We start from the raw sequence: 18,431 nt of genomic DNA on the forward strand, positions 1-18,431 counted from the left end.
CTCAGGCAAACGTCCGGAATCGCCGGATCGTCTCCTCCGCCTCGCCGACGGCTTCGGGCGTGCCGACGGTCAGCCAATGGCCGTCCATCATCATGCCATAGAGGCGCCCGCGGCTGATCGCCTTGTCGAAATAGATGTTGATGTTGAACGGATCGCGCGGAGCATCGTCCAGAAACTCGGGCTTCATGGCGAAGGCGCCGGCATAGACCACGGGATTGGATTGATCGTCGCGATAGCGCGTCAGCCGTCCATCCGGGCCAATAGAGAAATCGTTGACGCCGTTATGGCCCGTCGTGTCTTCGATGCGCACGCAGAGCATGGCCATATCCATACGCTCAGGATCGAAGAATCCGGCTAAGCGATCCAGGTTGCTTGGTTCGCCCGGCTTCTCGCCGATCCAGAAAAGGTCGGCATTCATCACGAAGATCGTGTCGCGGCCCAGCAATGTCAGGCCTTTGACTATGCCGCCGCCATTGTTCAGCAGCGCCTCGCGCTCGTCCGATATCAGCACATCGAGACCGCTATAGGTCTTGAGGTGGGTTTCCATCTGATCGGCGAAATGATGGACGTTGACTGCAGCAACTTCTACGCCGGCCTGCTTCAGCGCATCCAGCGAATAATCGATCATCGGCTTGCCGCCGATCTTCACCAGCGGCTTGGGCATCGTGTCGGTGATCGGGCGCATGCGGGTGCCGAGACCCGCCGCCAGTACCATGGCTTGTTTGATCGTCATTCTGGTCCGGAACTTATGATTCGCTGGTGACTATTCCAGCCCTTGCGCACCATTCGCGCAAGGGGGCAAGCGCCTCGTGCTCCAAGGCAACGCGGAGATAGACGAGCGTGCGCGGCATGTGCTTGAGATAGCCCGGTTTTCCGTCGCGCTGCAGCAGACGCACCCACAATCCCGCAAGCTTGCAATTGCGTTGCGCCGACATGATCGCCCAGCTTTTCAGGAAGGAAGCCTCGTCGAAGCCGCCCTGGCTGCGGCGGATGTCTAGATAGCCGTCCATCAGCTCGCGGAACAGCGGTGGTTCGATGGTGACGCGGGCGTCTTGGGCGATCGAGGCGAGATCGTAGGATGTCGGCCCGATCATCGCGTCCTGGAAATCGATGAGACCGATCTTTTGCACACCCTGCTTTTCGCCGCGCCAGATGATGTTGGGCGAGTGGAAGTCGCGAAGCAGGAGGTTCTTTTCTGCCTCCGCCAGCTGATCGATCAGCGCGTCCCAGATCGCCAGATACTCGTCGCGCTCGGCTTCGGTGGCGGCAGCGCCGTCCCGCTTCCATGGCAGATGCCAGTCGAGCAGCAGGCGCGCTTCCATCTTCATGGCCGTCCGGTCGAAATCCGGAATGTGATGGATGTGGTCCTTGCCGGCTGGAATGTCCTGCGGGATCTGCATGCCATGAAGCTGTGCCAGGCAGGCGACGCTTTCGCGGTAACGCTCGGCAATCGGCAGACCGGCGCCATCGAGAACGCCTTCGGTGCCGAGATCCTCGATCAGCAGGATACCCTGCGGATAATCGACGCCGTAAATTTCGGGCGTCGCAAAGCCGCGCTCGCGCAGCGCATCGGCAATGGCGACGAAGGGATAGGCGTTTTCGGCGAGATGCGCGACTTTCGGATAGGGTTTGCCGTCCAGAACTGGAGGCCCTTCGGGGAGCGGCGGCCAGTCCATCAGGATTTTCCTGCCGCCGGTGGCCGGATAGACGGCTTCATAGGCGCGCAGCGATGCATCGCCGGTCAGGAACCGGCGGCTGGCCGTCTCATAGCCGAGACCACCAAGAAACGTGCGGATCGCCAGCACGCGCTCAATCCGCTCTGCTTTCTTTTCCGGTGCCGTGATCGTCACGCGGCGTCCCTGGCCCTCGTGCTCGAGCGCCAGGACGATGCGATCCTCAGGCATCTCGTGCTGCGCCATTTCCGGCCATTCGACGAGACAGATACCGTTTTGCAGCGCTTCGTCGAAGCCGAGCTCTTCCAGCTCCGATCCGTCGGCGAGACGATAGAGATCGAAATGCGAGACGGGAATTCTGATGTCGTAGGACTGAACCAGCGTGAAGGTGGGGCTCGGTACCTCAAGGCCCGGATCATCGGCAATCGCGCGGATCAGCGCTCGCGCCAGCGATGATTTTCCGGCGCCGAGATCGCCTGAGAGCGTCAGGCAGTCGCCGGCTTTCAGGGCGAGCGCCAGATCTTCGCTGAGGCGGATCGTTGCCGCTTCGTCTGCCAGGAACAGGGCGATTGGCGTGTCTCTGGCCGTCATTCGGCTGCTGCGATGGCGCGCGGCAAGTTCACCGATGGAATCCGGCAAACGACCGTGGTGCCGCGGCCCGGCTTGCTGTCGATCGTGACCTTGCCGTTATGCAGGCTGACGAAGCTGTCGACGATCGAGAGGCCAAGGCCGGCTCCGCCGCGCTTGCCGCTTTTCGCGCCCGTGGCAAAGCGGTCGAAGACGGTTGCAATCATCTCCTGCGAGATGCCGGGGCCGCGGTCGGCGACCGAGAAGACGAAATCCGTGCCTTCGCGATGGCATTCGAGCGCGATCGCCGCGCCCTCCGGCGAGAAGTTCGCCGCATTCGACAAGAGCTTCAGCAGGATCTGCTTGAGGCGCTGCGGATCGGCAACGATCGTGCCGAGCTGCGCCGGAGCGGTGATTTCGAGCGTTACGCCGCTTTCCTGCAGCCGGTCGGCGATCTGCATCGAAACGTCGTCCAGCAGGTCGCTGAGATCGATCTCGGAATAGTTCAGCCGCATGATGCCGGCATCGACGGTCGCCAGATCGAGAATGTCGTTCACCAGCGTCAGCAGCACCGACGACGAGGTGGCGATATGATCGATATACTCGGCCTGCCGGTCGTTCAACGGGCCGACGCCCGGCGTGCGCAGCAGGTCGGTAAAGCCGATGATGTTGGTCAGCGGCGAGCGCAGCTCGTAGGAAACGTGCTGGACAAAATCGTTCTTCAGCTCGTCGGCCTTGCGCAGCGCTTCGTTCTTTTCCGTCAGCGCCCGCTCGGCGCGCACCGCATCCGTCATGTTGACGAAGGTCAGCATGGTCTGCGCGTTCGGCAGCGGAATGACGGCATAGTCTAGAACCAGGCCGGAGAAAAGCTCAAGCGTACCCTGGCTCGACCGGCGCTCGTCGTCGAAGCTGGTGATCAGCTCGGCAAAGGTCTTCCAGCCATCCGGCCGGTCATAGGATTGGGCGCAGGCCTCGCCCACGGCGCGGATATGCGTGCCGGGCTTGGCTTCGGCTTCGGTGATGCCCCAGAGCACACGGAAGGCCGGATTTGCAAGACGAACCCTGCCGTCGGCGCCGAACACCGCGACACCCTCGGAGAGGTGGTCGATGGTCTCGCCCTGAACCTTCACCAGCGTGTTGTAGCGGGTTTCGAGATCGACCTGTTCGGTCAGGTTTTCGAATACCCAGGTTGCGCCGCCCTGCGGATGTGCAGTCGCGAAGACGCGCAGCGTCTGGCCGTTCGGCAAATGCCAGACATCGGATTTGGTGTCCAGCGAGCGATAGACGGCCAGCGCCGTATCCTTCCAGCTTTTCCAGTTCAGCTGGTCGGGCAGCTTCTTGGCCACCCGCAGACGTTCCAGCAGCTCGGCATTGTCAGGCTTGCGCTCGAGGAAGGCGATATCGAGTTCCCAGAGGGTCACGAAAGCCTGGTTATAGAACTGCAGCCGCTGGTCGCCGTCGAAGATCGCAACAGGTGTCGCCAGATGGTCGAGCGTTTCGGCATGGCTCTTCAGTGTCCGCTCAAGCTCGGCACGGACGGCTTCCGCATCAGAAACATCGACCGCGATACCGGCAGAGCCGCTCGGCACCTTGACGTCGACGACGTCGAAGAAGGTCCGATTGCCGTGGACGACGGTGGAAATCTTGTCATGGAACGGCGATTCCGGCGTTGCTGTGGCGCGGATGCGCTCGCGGGCGACGGTCGTCAGGATTTCGCGGCTCTCGTTGATCGCCTGCTGCGGCGTGGTCGCCTCGACGGCATCGCCATAGGCCTGGTTCACCCAGGTCAGGCGGCCATCGGTATCGCGCTGCCATGCCGGCAAGTCGATCGCGTCGAGCAGGTTCTGGAAGGCCGAGATCGACGACATCAGCCGGTCGCGCTCGATCTTCAGTTCGGCAAGCTCGGCGCGCAGATTGTTGAGCGCAACGAAGCGTACGAAGGCGCGGCCGCCGGAAACCCGGCCCTGCGCTTCGAGGATCTCATCGCGATTGGTCTCGACGACCATATCGAAGCTCTGCGCCGCTTCGCGCAGCCGGTCGATGGCGCGGTCGAGTTCCGAGGCCGAGCGTGGCTTCAGCCATAGGCCGAATGCCAGGAATTCATTGTCCTGCGGCGCGCCGGTTTCGGCCGGCAGCTGGCCCAGCAGTTCGGGCCGCTCATTGCCGTCCCAGATGACGATGCGGCGGTTCTTGTCGGCGATCAGCGCCTGGTACTGGGAAATTCGCTGCTGCGCATCGGACAGAGCCGTACGCATCTCGCGGCTTTCGGTCTCGATATTGCCGCGCTGGCGCACTGACCACAGTGTCGAGAGCAGGGCTGCCGAAATCACGCCGATGACGACGGAAACGCCGACGACCTGAGACGAGGTGAAGAGATGGGCCGATGCCGCCGCTTCGGACTCGACCTGAGCCATCACCGGGCGTGCGAGCGTAGAAATCGCAGTACCGCCGGCGCAGATCTGCGCCAGTCGCATCAGCGATCCCCTTCCTTGCTTCACGACCCGCCCGGCCGCCGCAAGTTTATCGTTTTGTGCTGCCGCTCTCAGGTAGGCTTCCGGCCGAACGCCGTCATCCACCTGTCCCGGCAGGCTTTTTTCTTCTTCCGGCATCCCCGGTCTGTCTCCGTCTTTCAATGTGCCGCATCACGACAAGACATCCCATTTTCGGGCAAACGGACGAGTCCGGGCCACGAATCGAGTTCTAAAACAATACTTCGGATGGGATTCAGCGGGAAGGTAGGAGGTAAAAAATAAGGGCGCCGCAAATGTCAATGCGGCGCCCATCAAGATGTTGTGGATAGTCGAGATGCGATTAGTATCTGTAGTGGTCAGCCTTGAACGGACCCTGCGGCTTCACGCCGATATAGGCAGCCTGTTCTTCCGAAAGCTGGGTCAGCTTGACGCCGAGCTTGCCGAGGTGAAGACGGGCGACCTTCTCGTCGAGGTGCTTCGGCAGGATGTAGACCTGGTTGGAATACTGCTCCGGCTTGGTGAAGAGTTCGATCTGTGCCAGCGTCTGGTTGGTGAAGGATGCCGACATGACGAAGGACGGATGGCCGGTGGCGTTGCCGAGGTTCAAGAGGCGGCCTTCCGACAGCAGGATGATGCGGTTGCCCTTCGGGAACTCGATCAGGTCGACCTGCGGCTTGACGTTGGTCCACTTGAGGTTACGGAGTGCCGCAACTTCGATTTCGTTGTCGAAGTGGCCGATATTGCCGACGATTGCCATGTCCTTCATCGCCCGCATGTGGTCGATGCGGATGACGTCCTTGTTGCCGGTCGTGGTGATGAAGATGTCGGCCGAAGATACGACGTCTTCGAGCAGAACCACTTCATAGCCGTCCATGGCGGCCTGCAGGGCGCAGATCGGGTCAGCTTCGGTAACCTTGACGCGGGCGCCGGCGCCGGAGAGCGAAGCGGCAGAACCCTTGCCGACGTCGCCGTAACCGCAGACAACAGCAACCTTGCCGGCCATCATGACGTCGGTGCCGCGGCGGATACCGTCAACCAGCGATTCCTTGCAGCCGTACTTGTTGTCGAACTTCGACTTGGTGACGGAGTCGTTGACGTTGATCGCCGGGAACGGCAGCAGGCCCTTGGCATGCAGCTGGTAGAGGCGGTTGACGCCTGTGGTGGTTTCCTCGGTGACGCCCTTGATCGCGTCGCGCTGCTTGGTGAACCAGCCCGGAGAAGCGGCGAGGCGCTTCTTGATCTGGGCGAAGAGGATCTCTTCTTCTTCAGAATGCGGGTTCGACAGCACGTCTTCACCGGCTTCGGCGCGGGCACCGAGCAGGATGTACATGGTCGCATCGCCGCCGTCGTCGAGGATCATGTTGGAGAAGCCGCCGTCGGCCCACTGGAAGATCTTGTCGGTGTAGGTCCAGTAGTCTTCGAGGGACTCGCCCTTGATCGCGAAGACCGGGATGCCGGCAGCGGCGATCGCGGCAGCGGCGTGGTCCTGCGTCGAGAAGATGTTGCACGAAGCCCAGCGGACTTCGGCGCCGAGCGCCACCAGCGTCTCGATGAGAACAGCCGTCTGGATCGTCATGTGCAGCGAGCCGGTGATGCGCGCGCCCTTCAGCGGCTGCGACTTGCCGAATTCTTCGCGGCTGGACATCAGGCCCGGCATTTCGGTTTCGGCGATCGTAATTTCCTTACGGCCGAAATCTGCGAGGGCGATATCGGCGACGACATAATCTTTTTCAGTGCTCATAGAGGTCTCCAGGCTGAAAAGCGTGTCAATAAATCAAAAGTGCGCAATGGGCGCAGCAGAGCACGCGCGGTCTGCACGGCCATGCTTGCCGTTTAGCAGGCTTCTTGTGGGAAGGCAATAAGGATATAAAGAAGTCTTTATATGTTTATATGTCGGCGATTTCTTAGATTTCTTCGCCGAATTTGTTCTGGATCAGCTGATCCAGCGCCTCAAGCGCTTCGGTGGCCTGGTTGCCGCTGGCGGTCACCAGCACCGTCGAGCCGGGGCTCGCTGCCAGCATCATCAGTCCCATGATCGAGGTCCCGCCCACCGTCATCCCGTCTTTCGACACGGTGATCGTCGCATCGAACGTATCGACCATCTGGACGAATTTCGCCGAGGCGCGGGCGTGCAGGCCGCGCTTGTTGATGATGAGGAGTTCCCGGGAGAGCTGCGTCGTGGTCATGAAGGCCCGTTATTTACCGCTGAGAACGCGGCTCGCGACGTTGATATACTTGCGGCCGGCTTCCGAAGCCTCGGCCAGGGCCTTTTCCATATTGTTCTCGCCGCGTACGCCGGCGAGCTTGATAAGCATCGGCAGGTTCATGCCGGCGATCACTTCGGTGTGGCCGCTGCTCATCACGGAAATTGCCAGATTGGAAGGGGTCCCGCCGAACATGTCGGTGAGGATCACCACGCCATGACCGTCATCGGCGCCGGCGACTGCCTGGAGAATGTCCTGCCGCCTCTGATCCATATCGTCTTCGGGGCCGATGCAGACCGTCTCGATGAATTTCTGAGGACCTACGACGTGCTCGACAGCATGACGAAACTCTTCAGCCAGCTTGCCATGAGTGACAAGCACAAGTCCGATCATGATTTAACTGCTCCCAATGGCATATCAACGGCGGCCCCAATATCGCAATGCAACAATCGCGTCCACCGGTGGGGGCACATCTTGGCGATCAAAAACCGAAGTGCAAGACAAAAATGCAGCGATACGGGGCGATTCCGGTGGTTTCAGCGGCATTCCATTCCGATTTCAGGCGCCTTCGCCATCAAAATTGCGAGAGGTACGGATGTATTCGCAAGAAGCCGGATTACCGGCAGTGCAAAGCCTTCGGCAACTTCGATCTGCTCGTTGTCGGGCGGCAGCCGGTCGGGTCCGGAAACGCTGGCAGGAAGGATAGCAAAGTGCATTACCGCTTCAGGGATGCACTCGAGCGAAACGATGCCGGTGCCACGCAATTCGATCAGTCCGGCAATCGAATCCGGGCGCTTGGCGATGATCGCGCCGCCACGATGTTCGACAAAGACCTGGTCGTCGGCAACAAGCATCGCGGGCAGGCCGAGACGCCGGGCTTCCGTCAGGCAGGTGAAGGCAAGCATAGACTTGCCCCATCCGGAGGGGCCAGCAAACATCAGCCCGGTTTGGTTGATCCGGATCGCCGTTGCGTGAACGTTGACCGGCGGCGCCATCAGCTATGCGCGTCCGCGGGCAGGGCAAGGATGAACCGCGCGCCGAGGATCTCAGCGCTTTCGGCATCAATGATGTTCTCTGCCCTGAGCGAGCCGCCATGTGCTTCGGCAATCTGACGGCTGATCGACAGGCCGAGACCGGAATTCTGGCCGAAACCTTCGGATTCCGGGCGATCAGTATAGAAGCGCTCGAAGATGCGGTCGATATTCTCAGCCTGGATGCCGGGGCCGTTGTCTTCGATATAGACGAGGCAGCGCGAGCGTGTCCGCACCAGCCGGACGATGATCCGTCCGCCTTCCTGCGGCACGAAAGAGCGGGCATTCTCGATCAGGTTGGTGACGATCTGGCCGATGCGCAGGTCATGGCCATTGACGACGAAGCGGGTCTTCACCCCCGGCTTACGCTCGATCACCAGCTCGATATGAACGTCCTTGTTCTTGCTGCGGATCTGCCGGGAGACCTCCACGAGATCGGTGAGGAACTTCTCCAGATCGACCGAGCGGGCATCGACGCGTGCCAATTCGGCATCGAGCCGCGAGGCGTCGGAGATGTCACTGATCAGGCGGTCGAGGCGGCGAACGTCGTGCTGGATGACATCCATCAGCCGCTTCTTGGAATCATCGGACTTGGCCAAAGGCAAGGTCTCGACAGCGCTGCGAAGCGAGGTCAGCGGGTTCTTGAGCTCGTGGCTGACATCGGCGGCGAAACTCTCGATCGCATCGATACGGTCGTAGAGCGCCGTGGTCATTTCGCGCAGCGCGATCGACAGGTTACCGATTTCATCCTGGCGGGCCGAGAAGTCAGGAATTTCCTCGCGCTCCTTGGCGCCGCGGCGAACGCGGATCGCGGCGGCCGAAAGGCGGCGCAGCGGATTGGCGATCGTCGAAGAGAGAACGAGTGACAAGAGCACGTTGACGAGCGTCGCAACGCCGAACACGCGCATGATCGCGAGACGCTCGGCGTGCACGATATTGTCGATATCGCCTGCCTGCGTCGACAGAAGTAGGACGCCGAGGACCGCACGGAAACGCTGGACGGGCACCGCGACCGAAACGATCAGCTCGCCCTTCTCGGTGGTGCGAACGACCGCGCCGCGCACACCGGTCAGCGCATTCATCACCTCGGGATAGATCGAACCGTCACCGCCAGGCGCTTCCTTATAGACCGGCAGATTGCCGGGCTGCAGTGCCTTGTTGAACAGCGTCGTGAACCATTCGCCCCAGGTCTGCTTCTCTTCCTCGACGGGCGGCAGGTCGAAACGCAGCACTTGCCCGCGGGAATAGAGATGGCGGGAATCGAGCAGCAGGTTGGCGTCGGCATCGAAGATGCGGGCGCGCGTGCGGGTCGGCGAGATCAGCCGGCGCAGAACCGGCGCCACCTTTTCCGGATCGATCGGGAATTCCAGATCTTCGTCGTTCGGAACCGGCGTGATGCTCTGTCCCGCCTGCAGCTCCAGCAGCTTCTGCGGGTCGATGGTGATCGAGTTGGTATCGACGGAGGCCGATGCCGAGACCGCGCCGGCAATGATCTCGCCCTGCGTCAGCAGGCTCTCGACACGGGCGTCGATCAAGCCTTCTCGAAACTGGTTGAGGTAGAGGATGCCGCCGACGAGAACGAGCAACGCCGCCAGATTGAAGAACAGGATGCGGCGCGTCAGGCTGGAAAAGACGGCATTGCCGAAGATCCGGCGGATGATGGTGAAGGGATGCGACCATCGCCTTCCCCTGACGCGGCGGCCGGTTACGCCATCCGCATCATCCAGATCCCTTTCCTGCACCAACTGTGCCAATGACAGGCCCTTTCGGAGGGCGCGGCCGGAAATGCGGCCAGCGAGCCCTCAACAACAATCATGCGCTGCGCTTTAAGGCGTCAGGCTGCTTCGCGGAAGCGGTAACCCACTCCGTAGAGCGTTTCAATCATATCAAAATCGTTGTCGACCATCTTGAATTTCTTGCGCAGCCGCTTGATGTGGCTGTCGATCGTGCGGTCATCGACATAGACCTGTTCGTCATAGGCCGCGTCCATCAGCGCGTCACGGCTCTTGACCACGCCCGGGCGCTGCGCAAGCGAATGCAGGATCAGGAATTCGGTGACCGTCAGCGTCACCGGCTCGGCCTTCCAGGTGCAGGTATGGCGCTCCTGGTCCATGACCAGCTGTCCACGCTCCAGCGAGCGGGCCGGCTGCGCGACGCCGGGCTTCGGCGCGGTACCGGCGCCTGCAGCGGCCGCGGCTTCGCGACTCGAGGCGCGGCGCAGCACGGCGCGAACGCGCTCGACCAGCAGGCGCTGCGAGAACGGCTTGGTGATGAAGTCGTCAGCGCCCATCTTCAGGCCGAAGAGCTCGTCGATCTCTTCATCCTTGGAGGTCAGGAAAATGACAGGCATGTCGGATTTCTGTCGCAGGCGGCGCAGCAGCTCCATCCCGTCCATGCGCGGCATCTTGATATCGAAGATGGCGAGCTGCGGCGGGCGGGCGATAAGACCATCAAGGGCCGAAGCGCCATCCGTGTATGTCTCGACCTTATATCCTTCGGCCTCCAGTGCGATCGACACTGAGGTGAGGATGTTGCGGTCGTCGTCAACGAGCGCGATTGTCGGCATGGTGTTCGTCTCCGTCATCTATGCGCATCTCCCGGAATTTTTGATGTCCCCAGGCGGCCTCTCCGGCCGGATGCGCTTATGGAGGATAAAGGTGGAACAAATTGTGGCAAAGATAAAGGGGAGGATTGCCGGATTATTCGAGCCGCAATCAAAGGTGGTGCGACAAACTGAACCAAACCCATCAGTTCAAACGATTTAAAAATAGCGAGAGCAATTTAAATCGATTAATTATTTGATATCGTTACCTTTTTTGAATTACACCGTATTGCTTTTTAAAATTCCCCATCTTAGGTTCGCGTCAGTTTTAACGGCTTGATGCCTCAGTAAAGGGAAAAGCGATGGAAACGTTCGGAGTTCATAACCCGGCGGTAGCGCTGGCGACGATTGGTTTGGAGAGCGCAGCAAGCGTTCGCTATAACTTTACCGCCGCCTCTCTTTACGAGGAGGCGATTCGCCGCGGTGAAGCCGAACTTACCGCCCAGGGCGCGCTCCGCGCATTGACCGGCCAGCACACCGGCCGCTCGCCGCGTGACAAGTTCGTCGTCCGCGACGCCAACACCGAGACGCAGATCTGGTGGGACAACAACAAGCCGATGTCGCCGGAGCATTTCGCCGTGCTTCATGCAGATATGCTGGCGCATGCGAAGGGCAGGGAGCTTTTCGTGCAGGACCTGATCGGCGGTGCCGATGCCGGTCATGCGCTGCCGTCGCGTGTCGTCACCGAATTCGCCTGGCACTCGCTGTTCATCCGTAACCTGCTGATCCGTCCGGAGCTCGAAGCGCTGAAAACCTTCGTGCCGAAACTGACGATCATCGATCTGCCGAGCTTCAAGGCCGATCCGGAACGCCACGGCTGCCGCACGGAGACCGTCATCGCCTGCGACCTCACCAAGGGTCTCGTGCTGATCGGCGGCACGTCCTATGCCGGTGAAATGAAGAAGTCGGTATTCACTGTCCTCAATTACCTGCTGCCGGCCAAGGGCGTCATGCCGATGCACTGCTCGGCCAATGCCGGTCCGGATGGCGACAGCGCGGTCTTCTTCGGCCTGTCGGGCACCGGCAAGACGACGCTTTCGGCCGATCCGGCCCGCACGCTGATCGGTGACGACGAGCATGGCTGGGGCGAAAACGGCATCTTCAATTTCGAAGGCGGCTGCTATGCCAAGACCATCCGCCTGTCGGCCGAAGCCGAGCCGGAAATCTACGCGACGACGCAGCGCTTCGGCACCGTTCTGGAAAACGTCGTGCTCAACGACCAGCGCGAGCCGGATTTTGACGATGGCTCGCTGACGGAGAACACCCGCTGCGCCTATCCGCTGGATTTCATTCCGAACGCTTCGAAAACCGGCCTTGCCGCGCATCCGAAGACGATCATCATGCTGACCGCCGATGCCTTCGGCGTCATGCCGCCGATTGCCCGCCTGACGCCTGAACAGGCCATGTACCACTTCCTGTCCGGCTACACCGCAAAGGTCGCCGGTACCGAAAAGGGCGTGACCGAGCCCGAAGCGACCTTCTCGACCTGCTTCGGTGCACCCTTCATGCCGCGTCATCCGGCAGAATACGGCAACCTCCTGAAGGAGCTGATCGGCCGTCACGGCGTCGAATGCTGGCTGGTCAACACCGGCTGGACCGGCGGCGCATACGGCACCGGCAAGCGCATGCCGATCAAGGCGACGCGCGCACTGCTGGCCGCGGCTCTCTCGGGCGAACTCGCCAAGGCTGACCTGCGCACCGACACAAACTTCGGCTTTGCCGTTCCGGTTTCTGTCGCTGGCGTCGACAACGGCATTCTCGACCCGCGCTCGACCTGGGCCGATGCTGCAGCCTACGACCGCCAGGCCGAAAAGCTCGTCGGCATGTTCATTGCCAACTTCGCCAAGTTCGAAGACCATGTCGATGGTGGGGTGCGCGACGCAGCACCGGGCCTGAAGATTGCTGCTGAGTAATCTAAACGGCTGATGATTCACGTGAAACCCGGCGGGAAACTGCCGGGTTTTTCTTTGCGTGTTCCAAAATCACGGCCGATGTGAGATAGGTCTCGCATGGCCAGCGACGCGCTCTTCATCAATGACAGGATCACCATCGCTGGATGGGAGCTGACGGAACAGTTCGTTCTGGCGGGCGGCCCCGGCGGGCAGAACGTCAACAAGGTCTCGACCGCAGTCCAGCTGTTCTTCGATATCGAGAATTCGCCGTCGCTGCCTGAGCGCGTCAAGGCGAACGCGGTCAAGCTTGCCGGAAGGCGCATGTCGAAAGACGGCGTGCTGATGATCGAGGCAAGCCGCTTCCGCAGTCAGGACCGCAATCGCGAGGATGCGCGCGAACGCCTGAAGGAGCTGGTTCTCGAAGCCGCCAAGCCGCCGCCGCCGCCGCGCAAGAAGACGAGGCCGACGAAAGGTTCTGTTGAACGCCGCCTCAAGGAAAAATCCGGCCGCTCCGAAGTCAAGAAGATGCGCGGCCGCCCGAGCGGAGACTGATCCATGCTCGAAATCTCCAGCGGCATCCGGCATTTTCCAGCTTACCTCAGTCGCCCCCAGCAGGAAGCGATGGTCGAGACAATCCGCGAGATCGTTTCCGCCGCACCGCTTTTCACGCCCGTCATGCCCGGAACCGGAAAACCGATGTCCGTCCGCATGAGCAATTGCGGAGAGCTCGGCTGGGTGACGGACAAGGAGCGCGGCTACCGCTACCAGCCGGTTCATCCGCTCACCGGTGAACCATGGCCACCCATCCCGCCGGCGCTTCTCGAGATATGGACCGCCGTCTCCGGCTATCCGCTGCCGCCGCAGGCCTGCCTCATCAACTTCTACTCCGACGACGCCAAGATGGGTCTGCACCAGGACAAGGACGAGCAGGATCTCAAGGCGCCCGTGGTCTCGATCTCCCTCGGCAACAGCTGCCTCTTCCGCATCGGCGGCACCGCGCGCAACGACCGGACCCAATCCCTGAAACTGTCGAGCGGCGACGTCATCGTCCTCGGCGGCGAAGGCCGCCTCTGCTTCCACGGCGTGGACCGCATCCATCCGGCGACATCGACGCTCCTGAAAAGCGGCGGCCGGATTAATCTGACGTTAAGGCGTGTAACACCCTGAATCCGGCTAGAGCTTCCTGAGCGCCACCTGTTCGATCAGGTGGTTCGGGCCCTTGCGCAGGATGAGATCCGCGCGCGGGCGGGTCGGCAGGATGTTCTGACGCAGGTTCTTCAGGTTGATGTTGGCCCAAAGGCCCTCGGCGATCGCGATCGCTTCCTTCTCGCTGATCGATGCGTAGCGATGGAAATAGGAGTTTGGATCACGGAAGGCGGTTTCGCGCAGGCGCATGAAGCGGTGCACGTACCAGTTATGGATCTGCTTCTCCTCGGCATCGATATAGATCGAGAAGTCGAAGAAATCCGAGACCATAGGCACGATCTTGCCGTCGGCCGGCAGGTCGCGCGATTGCAGCACGTTGATGCCTTCGAAGATCAGAATGTCCGGCCGGTCTATGATCTTGTATTCATTCGGGATCACGTCATAGACGAGATGCGAATACACCGGCGCCTTGACGTCTGCCTGTCCGGCCTTGATTGCCGAAAGAAAACGCAGAATAGCGCCGGTGTCGTAGCTTTCGGGAAAACCCTTGCGCTGCATCAGGTTTTCGCGTTCCAGCACCGCATTCGGATGCAGGAAGCCGTCAGTCGTGATCAGATCGACCTTCGGGCTCGACGGCCAGCGGCGCAGCAGCTCTTTCAGGACACGGGCCGTCGTCGATTTGCCGACGGCGACGGATCCGGCGATGCCGATCACGAAGGGGGTCTTGGCGACGCCCTCTAGATTGAGGAAGCGGTTGCGCTGTTCGAAGAGCAGCTGCGAGGATTCGACATGCGAGGACAGCAGGCGCGACAGCGAAAGGTAGATGCGCCGGACCTCGTCGAGATCGATTGGGTCGCCCATCGAGCGCAGCCGCGTCACTTCCTCGCCGGTCAGCGTCAGTGGCGTATCGGCGCGGAACTTCGCCCATTCCTCGGAAGAAAAGAAGTGATAGGGCGAATAGGAATTCGCCTGGAAGTGATCGAGCGCCTCGGGCGCTCCGATGATTTGCGACACGATACTCATGAACTCTGCCGGCTGGCCTTTTCCTTGAGACCGGATTGAGCGGTCCGCCGCTCAAGTTCGGCCATGACATCCTGCAACGGAATGCCTGCAATCTTCAATACGACCAAAAGGTGATAGAGGACATCGGCCGATTCGTAGGTCAGGTTGGTCCGGTCATTGGTAACCGCGGCCATGACAGCCTCGATCGCCTCTTCGCCAAGCTTCTTCGCCGCCTTCGGTTGACCCGCAGAAACCAGCTTCGCTGTCCAGGATTCGTCCGGTGAGGCCTTCGACCGCTCGTCGACGATCTTTTCCAGATCGGAAAGGGAAAATCCGCTCATTCTATCGCTTTCACTCAGTCGAGCCGCATCGCAATGCCGTGGGATGACATATAGCGCTTTGCCTCGCCGACGGAATAGGTGCCGAAGTGGAAGATCGACGCGGCAAGCACGGCCGTCGCATGGCCTTCCTTCACCCCGGCAACGAGATCGTCGAGATTGCCGACGCCGCCGGAGGCGATGACGGGAACGCGCACGCTGTCGGCGATTGCCCGCGTCAGCTCCAGATCGTAGCCGATCTTCGTGCCGTCGCGGTCCATCGAGGTGACCAGCAGTTCGCCGGCGCCACGGGCAACCATCTTCTGCGCGAATTCGACCGCATCGATGCCGGTCGCGTTGCGGCCGCCATGTGTGTAGATCTCCCAGGCGCTGAGCTTATCCTGGCCTACAGCCTGCGTGCGGCGTCGCTTGGCATCGATCGAAACGACGATACACTGGTCGCCGAACTTGTCGGCGGCTTCGGCGACGAAATCAGGATTGTTCACCGCTGCCGAATTGATCGAGACCTTGTCGGCGCCGCAAAGCAGCAGCTTGCGGATATCGGCGATCGTGCGAACGCCGCCGCCGACGGTCAGCGGCATGAAGCACTGTTCGGCAGTGCGCGAGACGACGTCGAAGATCGTGTCGCGATTGTCGGAGGAAGCGGTGATGTCGAGGAAGCAGAGCTCGTCGGCACCGGCCGCATCATAGGCCTTCGCCGCTTCCACCGGATCGCCAGCATCGATCAGATTGGTGAAGTTGACGCCCTTGACGACGCGGCCGTCCTTGACGTCGAGGCAGGGGATGACACGGGCTTTCAGCGTCATTGTGCAATCTCCTTGGCGCGGGCAGCCTTGATCAGCGACAGCGCTTCCGCCGGATCGATACGGCCATCGTAGAGCGCGCGGCCGGAAATCGCGCCTTCCAGCTCGCGGGCATCCGGCTGCAGCATGCGCTCGATATCGGCGATCGAGGCGAGACCGCCCGAAGCGATCACCGGGATGGAGACGGCTTCGGCAAGCTCCAGCGTCGAGGCCCAGTTGATACCGGCAAGAATGCCGTCGCGGTCGATATCGGTGTAGATGATGGCGGCAACGCCGGCACCTTCGAACTTCTTGGCAAGCTCTATGATGCCGAGTTCCGAGGCCTCGGCCCAGCCCTCGACGGCGACCTTGCCGCCCTTGGCATCGATGCCGACGGCAACGCGGCCAGGAAAGGCCTTGCAGGCCTCGATGACGAGCGCCGGATCGCGAACCGCGACCGTGCCGAGAATGACGCGGGCCAAACCGCGCGACAGCCAGCTCTCGATATGATCGAGCGTGCGGATGCCGCCGCCGAGCTGCACCGGATTCTTCGTCGCCTTGAGGATGGCATCGACGGCAGCGCCGTTGACGCTTTCACCGGCAAAGGCGCCGTTGAGATCGACGACATGCAGCCATTCGAAACCCTGGTCTTCGAAGGCCTTGGCCTGCGCTGCCGGGTCCGGATTGTAGACCGTTGCCTGGTCCATATCGCCGAGCTTCAGGCGGACGCACTGGCCGTCCTTCAGGTCGATGGCGGGAAAGAGGATCATGATGTCTGTCCTTGCTTCGCGCGAGCCTTATGGCTTCCAGCGTAGGAAATTGGTGATCAGGGCGAGGCCGAGTTTCTGGCTCTTTTCCGGATGGAACTGCGCGCCGGCCATGTTGTCGCGGCCGACGAAGGCGGTCATCGGACCGCCGTAGTTGGTCGTCGCGATCACATCCGAAGCGTTTTCGGCATCGAGATGGTAGGAATGGACGAAATAGGCGTGCAAGCCGTCGGCACCCGTTGGGATGCCGTCGAAAAGCGGATGCGGGTGCCTGAGATCGAGCGTGTTCCAGCCGATCTGCGGAATCTTTAGCGAGGGATCGTCAGGGGTCATTTCCTTGACGTCGCCGGGGATCCAGCCGAAGCCCTGCGTCACCGTCTTTTCAAGGCCGCGCGACGACATCAGCTGCATGCCGACGCAGATTCCGAGGAAGGGCTTTGCCTTCTTCTCCACCGCCTCGATCAGCACCTCGGCCATGCCGGGCACGGCATCGAGACCGCGGCGGCAATCGGCATAGGCGCCGACGCCGGGCAGGACGATCCGGTCCGCCGAGGCAACGGCTTCTGCCTTGTCTGTCAGGTCGATATGGGCGTCGATGCCTGCCTCGCGAGCAGCGCGTTCAAACGCCTTCGTCGCCGAGCGCAGATTGCCGGAACCGTAGTCGATAATTGCGACGCGCATCAGCGTCCTCCATCAAAACCAAAGAGACCAAGCGAGGTGGTGTTGCCGTGGCGGCCGGTGGAGCGTTGATGTCGCTCCCATTCCGGTGCCGGCACGCCGTCTTCCTGCGTGATGGTCTCGATATCGGAAAAATAGATCGCTTCCGCCTCGTCGACGGAATCGGCCGAGACGACCGCGTCTTCGTTCCAGCCCTTGGCGGCGAGATTTCGGATGCGGAAATTCTGCCCCTCAAGCGCAACGATCAGGCTGGCCGCGAGAGAAAGCGCAAAGCCCGCGGGCCAAAGGCCCTGGCGCTCCATCAGCACGCCGCCGACGGCCTGCACCAGAAAGGCTACGATCGCATGCAGCCAGAGGCGGTGCGCCAGCAGCCAGAGCCAGGGAAAGAAGAAACCGAGCAACGTGAAGCCGTCGCGGATGACGCGCGTCGTTTCGTGGCTGGCATCCGCTCCGTCAGGGGCAGTCAGAAACAGATAGCTGGAAGTCAATGTCGTCACGCTCCCTCAGGGGGCTCAGACGAGCGTGCCCTTCGTCGAGGGAACACGGCCCGCCTGTCTCGGATCGATCTCTGTCGCCGTGCGCAGCGCGCGGGCAACGGCCTTGAAGCAGGTCTCTGCAATATGGTGATTGTTGGCACCATAATGGTTGAGCACATGCAAGGTGATGCCGGCGTTCTGCGCGAGCGCCTGGAAGAATTCGCGAACCAGTTCGGTATCGAAGGTGCCGATCTTCGGCGCGTTGAAGGAGACGTTCCAGACGAGGAAGGGACGGCCGGAAAGATCGAGCGCGGCCTTCGTCATCGTCTCGTCCATGGCGAGATCGATCGAGGCATAGCGGGTGATGCCGCGGCGATCGCCGAGCGCTTTCGCAATGGCCTGGCCGATCGCGATCCCGGTGTCTTCGACGGCATGATGATCGTCGACATGCAGGTCGCCCTTGGTCTCGATCTCCATATCGATCAGCGAATGTCGTGACAGCTGGTCGAGCATATGGTCGAAGAAGCCGACGCCCGTCGAAATCTTCGACTTGCCGGTGCCGTCGAGATTGACCGAAACCGAAACCGACGTTTCGTTGGTCTTGCGGGAAACGGCGCCCGTGCGGCTTGCTGCGGTCTCGGCCATCTGGCTGCTCCATCGGGAATGACGCCGGTTCCATATCAGGCGTTCCCTAAAATATCCAGAAGCGTGGCCGCAGAAAAACCGCACCATTTGCAATCGGCGGAAGCCCACTTACATAGGGCTCAACAGGGCCGGTGAGCGGCCCGCGCAAAACGGCCCG

19 protein-coding genes are annotated in these 18,431 nt (G+C 61.3%); 3 read left to right on the forward strand and 16 right to left on the reverse strand.

The genetic code is table 11. From position 1 onward, the window contains the following. Position 1: 1 nt before the first annotated feature. The 9 genes from ABIE40_RS19370 to ABIE40_RS19410 all read right to left on the reverse strand — a co-directional run bounded on the left by ABIE40_RS19370 (position 2) and on the right by ABIE40_RS19410 (position 10,512). Complete coding sequence (locus tag ABIE40_RS19370; RefSeq protein WP_025555469.1) at positions 2-733, reverse strand: nucleotidyltransferase family protein; 732 nt, start codon at positions 731-733, stop codon at positions 2-4. Between the two features lie 13 nt (positions 734-746). Further along, positions 747-2,264, reverse strand: coding sequence for a tRNA (adenosine(37)-N6)-threonylcarbamoyltransferase complex ATPase subunit type 1 TsaE (gene tsaE / locus ABIE40_RS19375; RefSeq protein ID WP_199628045.1), 1,518 nt, complete (start codon positions 2,262-2,264; stop codon positions 747-749). Beyond that, complete coding sequence (locus ABIE40_RS19380; RefSeq protein WP_199628046.1) at positions 2,261-4,849, reverse strand: sensor histidine kinase; 2,589 nt, start codon at positions 4,847-4,849, stop codon at positions 2,261-2,263. Before ABIE40_RS19380 ends, tsaE begins: the two co-directional genes overlap by 4 nt. A 202-nt stretch (positions 4,850-5,051) precedes the next feature. Further along, positions 5,052-6,452 carry an adenosylhomocysteinase gene (gene ahcY / locus ABIE40_RS19385; protein ID WP_025555282.1) on the reverse strand — a complete coding sequence of 467 codons (1,401 nt, stop codon included), beginning with the start codon at positions 6,450-6,452 and terminating at the stop codon, positions 5,052-5,054. Positions 6,453-6,615: 163 nt separating this feature from the next. Then, positions 6,616-6,897, reverse strand: a complete 282-nt coding sequence (locus ABIE40_RS19390) for an HPr family phosphocarrier protein (RefSeq protein WP_025555283.1) — start codon at positions 6,895-6,897, stop codon at positions 6,616-6,618. A gap of 9 nt (positions 6,898-6,906) precedes the next feature. Next, on the reverse strand, positions 6,907-7,308 hold the full coding sequence (locus ABIE40_RS19395; protein ID WP_025584219.1) for a PTS sugar transporter subunit IIA: 402 nt from the start codon (positions 7,306-7,308) through the stop codon (positions 6,907-6,909). 143 nt (positions 7,309-7,451) lie between these two features. Continuing rightward, entirely contained in the window at positions 7,452-7,910 is a 459-nt protein-coding gene (locus ABIE40_RS19400) for an HPr kinase/phosphorylase (RefSeq protein WP_199628047.1), read from the reverse strand. After that, positions 7,910-9,700 carry a sensor histidine kinase gene (locus ABIE40_RS19405; RefSeq protein ID WP_025555286.1) on the reverse strand — a complete coding sequence of 597 codons (1,791 nt, stop codon included), beginning with the start codon at positions 9,698-9,700 and terminating at the stop codon, positions 7,910-7,912. Before ABIE40_RS19405 ends, ABIE40_RS19400 begins: the two co-directional genes overlap by 1 nt. A gap of 80 nt (positions 9,701-9,780) precedes the next feature. Then, positions 9,781-10,512, reverse strand: coding sequence for a response regulator transcription factor (locus tag ABIE40_RS19410; protein ID WP_199628070.1), 732 nt, complete (start codon positions 10,510-10,512; stop codon positions 9,781-9,783). A gap of 338 nt (positions 10,513-10,850) precedes the next feature. Between ABIE40_RS19410 and ABIE40_RS19415 the strand changes: the two genes are divergently transcribed. From ABIE40_RS19415 to ABIE40_RS19425, 3 genes are all read left to right on the forward strand, one after another. Next, positions 10,851-12,461, forward strand: coding sequence for a phosphoenolpyruvate carboxykinase (locus ABIE40_RS19415; RefSeq protein ID WP_199628048.1), 1,611 nt, complete (start codon positions 10,851-10,853; stop codon positions 12,459-12,461). 96 nt (positions 12,462-12,557) lie between these two features. Further along, positions 12,558-12,992: an alternative ribosome rescue aminoacyl-tRNA hydrolase ArfB gene (arfB, locus tag ABIE40_RS19420; RefSeq protein WP_199628049.1), complete on the forward strand. Its 435-nt coding sequence runs from the start codon at positions 12,558-12,560 to the stop codon at positions 12,990-12,992. 3 nt (positions 12,993-12,995) lie between these two features. Then, positions 12,996-13,607: an alpha-ketoglutarate-dependent dioxygenase AlkB family protein gene (locus tag ABIE40_RS19425; RefSeq protein WP_199628050.1), complete on the forward strand. Its 612-nt coding sequence runs from the start codon at positions 12,996-12,998 to the stop codon at positions 13,605-13,607. Between the two features lie 6 nt (positions 13,608-13,613). On the opposite strand, the gene coaA is transcribed toward ABIE40_RS19425, so the two are convergent. From coaA to hisB, 7 genes are read right to left on the reverse strand one after another with little or no spacing between them, the layout of a single operon-like run. Continuing rightward, positions 13,614-14,609, reverse strand: coding sequence for a type I pantothenate kinase (coaA, locus tag ABIE40_RS19430; RefSeq protein ID WP_025555292.1), 996 nt, complete (start codon positions 14,607-14,609; stop codon positions 13,614-13,616). After that, complete coding sequence (locus ABIE40_RS19435) at positions 14,606-14,929, reverse strand: phosphoribosyl-ATP diphosphatase (protein ID WP_025555293.1); 324 nt, start codon at positions 14,927-14,929, stop codon at positions 14,606-14,608. Before ABIE40_RS19435 ends, coaA begins: the two co-directional genes overlap by 4 nt. 14 nt (positions 14,930-14,943) lie before the next feature. Beyond that, positions 14,944-15,732, reverse strand: a complete 789-nt coding sequence (gene hisF, locus ABIE40_RS19440; RefSeq protein ID WP_199628051.1) for an imidazole glycerol phosphate synthase subunit HisF — start codon at positions 15,730-15,732, stop codon at positions 14,944-14,946. Continuing rightward, a complete protein-coding gene (gene hisA / locus ABIE40_RS19445) occupies positions 15,729-16,478 on the reverse strand; it encodes a 1-(5-phosphoribosyl)-5-[(5-phosphoribosylamino)methylideneamino]imidazole-4-carboxamide isomerase (RefSeq protein WP_199628052.1) in 750 nt (249 codons plus the stop codon). The genes hisF and hisA overlap by 4 nt, the downstream gene beginning before the upstream one ends. A 27-nt stretch (positions 16,479-16,505) precedes the next feature. After that, positions 16,506-17,156: an imidazole glycerol phosphate synthase subunit HisH gene (hisH, locus tag ABIE40_RS19450; RefSeq protein ID WP_199628053.1), complete on the reverse strand. Its 651-nt coding sequence runs from the start codon at positions 17,154-17,156 to the stop codon at positions 16,506-16,508. After that, the gene (locus tag ABIE40_RS19455; RefSeq protein ID WP_199628071.1) at positions 17,156-17,641 is read right to left on the reverse strand and encodes a DUF2628 domain-containing protein; all 486 of its coding nucleotides are present in this window, start codon (positions 17,639-17,641) and stop codon (positions 17,156-17,158) included. The genes hisH and ABIE40_RS19455 overlap by 1 nt, the downstream gene beginning before the upstream one ends. 24 nt (positions 17,642-17,665) lie before the next feature. Further along, complete coding sequence (gene hisB, locus ABIE40_RS19460; RefSeq protein WP_199628054.1) at positions 17,666-18,274, reverse strand: imidazoleglycerol-phosphate dehydratase HisB; 609 nt, start codon at positions 18,272-18,274, stop codon at positions 17,666-17,668. Positions 18,275-18,431 lie beyond the last annotated feature (157 nt).

This window comes from Rhizobium sp. OAE497, from assembly GCF_040546565.1.
GTDB lineage: Bacteria > Pseudomonadota > Alphaproteobacteria > Rhizobiales > Rhizobiaceae > Rhizobium.

What these genes read in the sequence shown, in the direction of transcription:
- ABIE40_RS19370 (WP_025555469.1), bottom strand. Translation starts at nt 733, where the DNA reads ATGACGATCAAACAAGCCATGGTACTGGCGGCGGGTCTCGGCACCCGC.
- tsaE (WP_199628045.1), bottom strand. Translation starts at nt 2,264, where the DNA reads ATGACGGCCAGAGACACGCCAATCGCCCTGTTCCTGGCAGACGAAGCG.
- ABIE40_RS19380 (WP_199628046.1), bottom strand. Translation starts at nt 4,849, where the DNA reads ATGCCGGAAGAAGAAAAAAGCCTGCCGGGACAGGTGGATGACGGCGTT.
- ahcY (WP_025555282.1), bottom strand. Translation starts at nt 6,452, where the DNA reads ATGAGCACTGAAAAAGATTATGTCGTCGCCGATATCGCCCTCGCAGAT.
- ABIE40_RS19390 (WP_025555283.1), bottom strand. Translation starts at nt 6,897, where the DNA reads ATGACCACGACGCAGCTCTCCCGGGAACTCCTCATCATCAACAAGCGC.
- ABIE40_RS19395 (WP_025584219.1), bottom strand. Translation starts at nt 7,308, where the DNA reads ATGATCGGACTTGTGCTTGTCACTCATGGCAAGCTGGCTGAAGAGTTT.
- ABIE40_RS19400 (WP_199628047.1), bottom strand. Translation starts at nt 7,910, where the DNA reads ATGGCGCCGCCGGTCAACGTTCACGCAACGGCGATCCGGATCAACCAA.
- ABIE40_RS19410 (WP_199628070.1), bottom strand. Translation starts at nt 10,512, where the DNA reads ATGCCGACAATCGCGCTCGTTGACGACGACCGCAACATCCTCACCTCA.
- ABIE40_RS19415 (WP_199628048.1), top strand. Translation starts at nt 10,851, where the DNA reads ATGGAAACGTTCGGAGTTCATAACCCGGCGGTAGCGCTGGCGACGATT.
- arfB (WP_199628049.1), top strand. Translation starts at nt 12,558, where the DNA reads ATGGCCAGCGACGCGCTCTTCATCAATGACAGGATCACCATCGCTGGA.
- ABIE40_RS19425 (WP_199628050.1), top strand. Translation starts at nt 12,996, where the DNA reads ATGCTCGAAATCTCCAGCGGCATCCGGCATTTTCCAGCTTACCTCAGT.
- coaA (WP_025555292.1), bottom strand. Translation starts at nt 14,609, where the DNA reads ATGAGTATCGTGTCGCAAATCATCGGAGCGCCCGAGGCGCTCGATCAC.
- ABIE40_RS19435 (WP_025555293.1), bottom strand. Translation starts at nt 14,929, where the DNA reads ATGAGCGGATTTTCCCTTTCCGATCTGGAAAAGATCGTCGACGAGCGG.
- hisF (WP_199628051.1), bottom strand. Translation starts at nt 15,732, where the DNA reads ATGACGCTGAAAGCCCGTGTCATCCCCTGCCTCGACGTCAAGGACGGC.
- hisA (WP_199628052.1), bottom strand. Translation starts at nt 16,478, where the DNA reads ATGATCCTCTTTCCCGCCATCGACCTGAAGGACGGCCAGTGCGTCCGC.
- hisH (WP_199628053.1), bottom strand. Translation starts at nt 17,156, where the DNA reads ATGCGCGTCGCAATTATCGACTACGGTTCCGGCAATCTGCGCTCGGCG.
- hisB (WP_199628054.1), bottom strand. Translation starts at nt 18,274, where the DNA reads ATGGCCGAGACCGCAGCAAGCCGCACGGGCGCCGTTTCCCGCAAGACC.